The following is a 6,203-nucleotide window of genomic DNA, read 5'->3' as shown; positions in this document are numbered from 1 at the left end:
GTGAACTGCCTGTACTCCAGTGCTTTCCCGCAGGATACGCGCAGACATCGAAGCGGGCTTTGGAAATGTCGATACCAACAACGGTAAGTTCCTGTATCATGGCCTTGCTCCCAGTCTTGTGGTGCGGGCGAAAGCCCGATCAACCGTTCGGGGTCAAAGGGAGCAGGCAGGGCCTTGCTTGATGTCGGCTCTTTCAAACCGGTGCGGAAATACGGCCTCCTGCCTGCATTGACCGGGATGCGCGTCCCGGTCAATGCAACAAGTAAACCACATTTCGTCCACACAAGTGCGGGGTGACGAAGGAGATGTATTTGCGTCAAATAGCCTCAAACCGCAGCCTTACCCGCCACCTTCAACGCAAACGCATACTCAAACGCAATCTCTTCCAACCGCTGGAACCGCCCAGACTTACCACCGTGCCCCGCCGCCATGTTGGTCTTCAACAAAATCGGTGCTTCACCCGTTGTGTGCTCGCGTAGCTTCGCCACCCACTTAGTCGGCTCCCAATAGGTCACGCGTGGGTCGGTCAGGCCGGAGATCGCCAGAAGTGGCGGGTAGGGTTTGGCGGCCACATTGTCGTAAGGCGAGTAGGCTGCGATCCACTGATACTCTTCTTCCGATTCCAGCGGGTTACCCCATTCCGGCCATTCCGGCGGCGTCAGGGGCAAAGTGTCGTCCAGCATGGTGGTCAGCACGTCCACGAAGGGAACGGCGGCGATGATGCCTGCGAACTTCTCCGGTGCCATGTTGGCAACCGCACCCATCAGCATGCCGCCAGCAGAACCGCCTTCCGCGATAATGCCATGGTAGGACGTAAAACCGTCCTTCACCAGATGGTCGGCAGCGGCGATGAAGTCCTTGAATGTGTTCTGCTTGTGCTCCATCTTGCCGGTTTCGTACCATTCGAAACCCTTGTCCTTGCCACCGCGAATATGGGCCACGGCATAGACAAAGCCGCGATCTGCCAGCGACAGATTGTTGGTGCTGAAGGAAGCGGGAATGGAAATGCCGTAAGCGCCGTAACCATAAAGCAGGCAAGGGGCCGAGCCATCCAGCGGCGTGTCCTTGCGATAGAGCAGGGACACCGGCACCAGCGCACAATCATGCGAAGTCGCCATGATGCGGCGGGTTACGTAGTCGTCAGGGTTATGACCGGATGGCACTTCCTGCGTTTTCAGAAGCGTGCGCTCACGCGTCACCATGTCGTAATCGAACAGCTGGCTGGGCGTCGTCATGGAGGAGTAGCTGAAGCGGATGACGTTGGTGTCGTATTCGGCAGCACCATGCAGGCCCAGCGAATAGGCTTCCTCGTCAAAGGCAACGCTGTGTTCCTCGCCGCTGACGCGATCGCGGATGACGATGCGCGGCAGGCCGTCGCGACGCTCTAGCCAGATCAGGTGGCGCGCATAGGCATCGATATCCAGAATGAGGCGGCGCGGCTCGTGCGGCACGACTTCCGTCCAGTTCTCCTTGCCCGGTGCCGTCACCGGCGTCTGGCAGATGCGGAAATCCTTGGCGTCGCCATCATTGGTCAGAATGTAGAAGATGTCGCCGCCCTCGCACAGCGAATATTCGATGCCTTCTTCACGCTCCGCCACGATCTGCGGTTCGGCGGTCAGGTCCTTGGTGGACAGAAGGCGGTATTCGCTGGTTTCATGGTCGTGAATATCGATGAAGATAAAATCATCCAGCACGGACGCACCCACACCCATGAAGAAGCCGGGGTCTTTTTCCTCATAGACGAGGCGGTCAGAAGACTGCGGCTGGCCGATAATGTGGTGGAAGACTTTCGACGGGCGGTGGTTTTCATCCTGCAACGAATAGAAAAAGCTCTTGCCATCCGGCGCCCATGCGCCACCACCGGCGGTGTTTTCGATCACGTCGGCCAAGTCCTTGCCGCTCTCCAACTCGCGAATGCGAAGCGTGTAATATTCCGAACCCTTATCGTCATATCCCCAGATGCCGCGACTGTGATCGCTGGTCTGGTCGAGGCCGGCGAGGCGGAAATAGTCCTTGCCTTCGGCTTCCTTGTCGCCGTTCAACAAAACGTGTTTCTCGCCGCCACCGCGCGGGGTGCGGAAGTAATGCGGCTGCTCGCCACCCGTCACGAACAGGGTGCCGTAGGCGTAGGGGCCGTCATTCACCGGCACGGACGAATCATCCTGCTTGATGCGGCCCTTCATCTCCTCGAACAGCTTTTTCTGCAACGGCTTGGTATCGGCCATAGCCGCTTCCATATAGGCGTTCTCGGCTTCCAGATGCGTGCGAATGGCCGGGTCCAGCAGCGTCGGGTCCTTGAACATGGCCTGCCAGTTATCCGCCCGGAACCACGCATAATCATCCGTGCGGGTCATGCCGTGATGCGTGTCGCTGATCGGCTTTTTTTCGGCAACGGGGGCTGCGGGCAGGTTCTTGAAAATGGACAAGGTATCTCGCTTTCATGGAAATCGGTCTGCGTTTGCAAAAGATGTAGAGTGCGACCGGTGGTCGTTCAAGCTACAAATCGCCACGCGCAAAAGAAGGCTTCAGCACAATTTGGTCCGCTTTCGATCACAATTTCACACTAGATCGCAAATCTGACACATCCGTGCAGATGCTTGCCCAGCGACGCATTTGCCACGCGAATCAAAACAAGAAGAACGAAAAGCCCGACAGGATACTATGTACAAGCTTATGCCCGTTGCCTTTCTCGCAGCCCTCTCTTGCCTGTCAGCAGCCATGCCTGCGCTGGCCATAGATGCCAGCATCCTGCGCCAGCTCAACGCGCTTGCCCCGGAGGAGCGCCTGGAGCAGCGATGTGACATCGAGGCCATGGAGCGCATCGCGAAGGAGCAAAAAGGAATGAAGCCGGACAAGGTCATCGCCTATGCCTTCGGCGACCCTGACGTTGCCCCCGACAGCATCAATGCGTCTGGTGCCGTGTTCCGCAGTGGCGGGGAGTGGTACCGCCTGCGTTACAAATGCCAGATTGCCCCATCCACGCTGGGCATCCGCAACTTCGACTACAAGGTCGGAGACAAGGTGCCGGAGGCCCAATGGGCCAAGCACTATATGTATGATTGAGAGATAACGCTCCTCATTCCTGTCCTTGTGACAGGAATCCAGCCAGCCCAAGTCCTTGGGCTGAAAAGACTCTGCCCGCCGCGCAGACGCGCGACGACTGGATTCCTGTGACAAGCACAGGAATGAGGGTGTGAGAGTTGCCCGTTGCCAATCCGCAACGATATCTAACTGATTTCATATTGATATTGCCGCATGCTGATTTGCTGATTAAGCCTTGTCTCAGAGGGTTTTTCAGGGGCAGGTTGCATGAGTGTGAGTTTTCACGGGCTTTCGGCTTTTCCGCTGACACCAGCGGATGAAGACGGGGTGGTCGATGTCGAGACACTGTCACGGCTGATCGAGCGTTTGAGCGCGGCACAGGTAGATTCGGTCGGTCTGTTGGGAAGCACCGGAAGCTATGTCTATTTTTCGCGAGAACAGCGCCGCCGTGCGGTGGAGGCCGCAGCGCAGTGCCTGAACGGTGCTCGTCCGCTCATCGTGGGTGTCGGCACGTTGCGCACCAACGACGCCGTCACACTGGCGAAGGATGCGGAAGCCGCCGGGGCTGACGCGCTGCTGCTGGCTCCCGTTTCTTACGCACCGCTTACGCAAGAAGAGGCCTATCACCATTTCGCAGCTGTTGCCGGTGCAACCAGCCTGCCGCTCTGCATCTACAACAACCCGTCTACCACGCATTTTTCCTTTGGCGATGAGTTGCTGGTGCGGCTGGCCTATATTCCCCACATCCGCGCCGTCAAAATGCCTCTGCCATCAGAGATGGCGTTCAAAGCCGAACTGGAGCGCCTGCGCCCGCGTCTGGGCGATGATTTCTCCATTGGTTACAGCGGTGATTGGGGTTGTTCGGAGGCTCTGCTGCAAGGTGCGGATAGCTGGTACAGCGTCATTGGTGGGCTGTTGCCGGTGCCTAACCTGCGTCTGTTGCATGCGGCGAAAGCGGGCGATACGGCGGAAGTGCAGCGAATCGAAGAGCATTTCGAACCGCTCTGGGCGCTGTTTAGGGAATTCGGCAGCTTCCGGGTGGTCTATGCGGCTGCAAACCTGCTGTCGCTCACGCACCGCCAGCCGCCCTTGCCGGTCATGCCACTCAGCGTCAGCGATTGCGCGCGCGTGGAAGACGCCTTGGCCAAGCTTTCGGAACTCGATGGCCTGCCTGCCGCAACGCCATAATTCCGGCACTTTGCGGGCAGAATTGCCTTGGCATCGAAGATTGAAGGCCCTTGAAATGCGCAAGTCCCTGACGGTTGTCTCCCTGCTGGCTGTAATGGCATCTCCCGCATTTGCAGGTTCGGGCCTTGTCGAGCCGACACTGCACATGCAGCCGGGCAAGGCGCATGCGCCGCGTGTCGCCATCACGCTGGATGCCTGCATGGGCAAAACGGATTTCCGCATTCTCGATACGCTCGTCAGCGAGAAAATTCCGGCCACCATCTTCGTCACGGCCCGCTGGCTCAAGCACAACCCGCAGGCACTCGCCGTGCTGATGTCACATCCCGACCTGTTCGAGTTGGAAAATCACGGCGAAAACCATATTCCGGCTGTGGACAAGCCCGTCTCCATCTACGGCATCGCCGCGGCTGGCTCGACTGCGGCGGTAGAGCAGGAAGTGGAAGGCGGCAGGCTCGCCATCGCCGCTGCCACCGGCCATCAACCGCAATGGTTCCGCGGTGCCACGGCCAAATACACCAACTCATCCATGGCCACCATCAATCAACTCGGAGAACGGGTCGCCGGCTACTCCATCAACGGGGATGGCGGCTCGCTGCTGGGCGCGAGCATGACGGCAAAGCACATCGCTTCCGCCAAGGATGGCGACGTCGTCATCTCCCACATCAACCAGCCCACCCACGAAGCCGGGGAAGGCGTCGTTCGCGGCCTTCTCGCCCTCAAAGCCCGCGGCGTGATCTTCACCCGCCTGGACGACCCAGCCTTCAACGCGCCATCGAACTAAGAAGGCAAGTTCGGTACGACGCGGCGGGAGGGGAAGAGCTCTCGGGCTATGGTCATGCCGATCAGTGAGAGGGGCAGGGCCAGCATTGCGCCGGGAGCGCCCCACATCCATGTCCAGAAAATGATGGCGACGAAGACGAGGAATGGGTTGATTTCCATGTTTTTGCCAACCACCGCCGGGAAGGCCAGATTTTCCATCAGCAGGTGAATGGTGAAGAAAACGATGGCGGGCAGGAAGGCGAAGAGAAGGCTGTCATGGGTCAGAATACCTGCAATTGCCAGCGAAAGTGTCATGGCGGTAATGCCGAGGAATGGCACGAAGCTGGAGAGGAATGCAAACAATCCCCACAGGAATGGCATGGCGAGGCCGCCGGCATAGGCGATGATGACCATGGTCACGCCCAACCCGGCATACATCAGCGATGCCGTGGCGAAGTAGGAGCTGAGAACATGCTCGATAGATGCGATTGTGCGGATGGTGCGCAGGCGCTGATGTCTCTGCGGAAACGCCATGATCATGGCTTTGCGCAGGCGAATGCGGCTATAGAGGAACAACAGCAGTGCTGCAAAGAAGATCAGGCCCTGAACGATGGCTGGTGTGAGGTTGGATCCGACGACGGAAATAATGTCACCGCTGCGCGAGATGATGGATTCGAGCGAGATCGAGCTTAGACTGAAGGTCGCGGCGGAAAAGTTCAGCCAGCGCAGGCTTTGCAGATAGGGCACAAACCGGTCGATGGCCTTCTCGATAATGCCTGGGCCTTCCGAGGCCAAAGTGGAAAGCGGGTCGATCAGCGAGTTGATGACGAGGAACAGCACGAAGGCGACAGCGGATGAGAGAATGAGCGCCACCGCAAATCCGGGAATGCCGTAGGAGTTCAGCTTGCTTGCCGCAACGCCAAGGATCATGCCGACGACGATGGCCATGACAACCGGGATAAGAATGATCGACAGCGAGTGGATGACACCCATCAATATGATGAAGAAGATGCCGACGATGGACCATGCCACCGCCACATCCAACGCTTCGCGCCCCAGTGGCTGCTGGCTGCGTTCGTCATCTTGCGCGGAACCCAGCGCGCCGCGCATGACGATATCGCCTGCCGCTATGTTTGCCGCGTGTTTGCGGTTGGTAATCGTCTGATCATTCATCGAGCAGTCCCCCATCAGGCCGTATAACGCGTGACCGATAG

The 6,203-nt window shown here is 58.5% G+C and carries 5 protein-coding genes; 3 read left to right on the top strand and 2 right to left on the bottom strand.

Annotated elements, in window-relative coordinates; translation table 11 throughout:
* Positions 1–326: 326 nt before the first annotated feature.
* Positions 327–2,426 carry a S9 family peptidase gene (locus DSM25558_RS22280; RefSeq protein WP_077106867.1) on the bottom strand — a complete coding sequence of 700 codons (2,100 nt, stop codon included), beginning with the start codon at positions 2,424–2,426 and terminating at the stop codon, positions 327–329.
* A gap of 235 nt (positions 2,427–2,661) precedes the next feature.
* On the opposite strand from DSM25558_RS22280, the gene DSM25558_RS22275 reads away from it, so the two are divergent.
* From DSM25558_RS22275 to DSM25558_RS22265, 3 genes are all read left to right on the top strand, one after another.
* Positions 2,662–3,063, top strand: a complete 402-nt coding sequence (locus DSM25558_RS22275; protein ID WP_083716615.1) for a DUF930 domain-containing protein — start codon at positions 2,662–2,664, stop codon at positions 3,061–3,063.
* A 246-nt stretch (positions 3,064–3,309) separates the two neighbouring features.
* The gene (locus tag DSM25558_RS22270) at positions 3,310–4,230 is read left to right on the top strand and encodes a dihydrodipicolinate synthase family protein (protein WP_077106866.1); all 921 of its coding nucleotides are present in this window, start codon (positions 3,310–3,312) and stop codon (positions 4,228–4,230) included.
* Between the two features lie 55 nt (positions 4,231–4,285).
* The gene (locus DSM25558_RS22265) at positions 4,286–5,011 is read left to right on the top strand and encodes a polysaccharide deacetylase family protein (RefSeq protein WP_077106865.1); all 726 of its coding nucleotides are present in this window, start codon (positions 4,286–4,288) and stop codon (positions 5,009–5,011) included.
* On the opposite strand, the gene DSM25558_RS22260 is transcribed toward DSM25558_RS22265, so the two are convergent.
* A complete protein-coding gene (locus DSM25558_RS22260) occupies positions 5,008–6,162 on the bottom strand; it encodes an AI-2E family transporter (protein WP_143240206.1) in 1,155 nt (384 codons plus the stop codon). The two genes, DSM25558_RS22265 and DSM25558_RS22260, sit on opposite strands and share 4 nt — an antisense overlap.
* Positions 6,163–6,203 lie beyond the last annotated feature (41 nt).

It is taken from the genome of Agrobacterium sp. DSM 25558, assembly GCF_900100825.1.
Classification (GTDB): Bacteria; Pseudomonadota; Alphaproteobacteria; order Rhizobiales; family Rhizobiaceae; genus Agrobacterium.
Note: the sequence above shows the minus strand (reverse complement) of the source record. Positions and strands in the feature narration are given on the sequence as shown.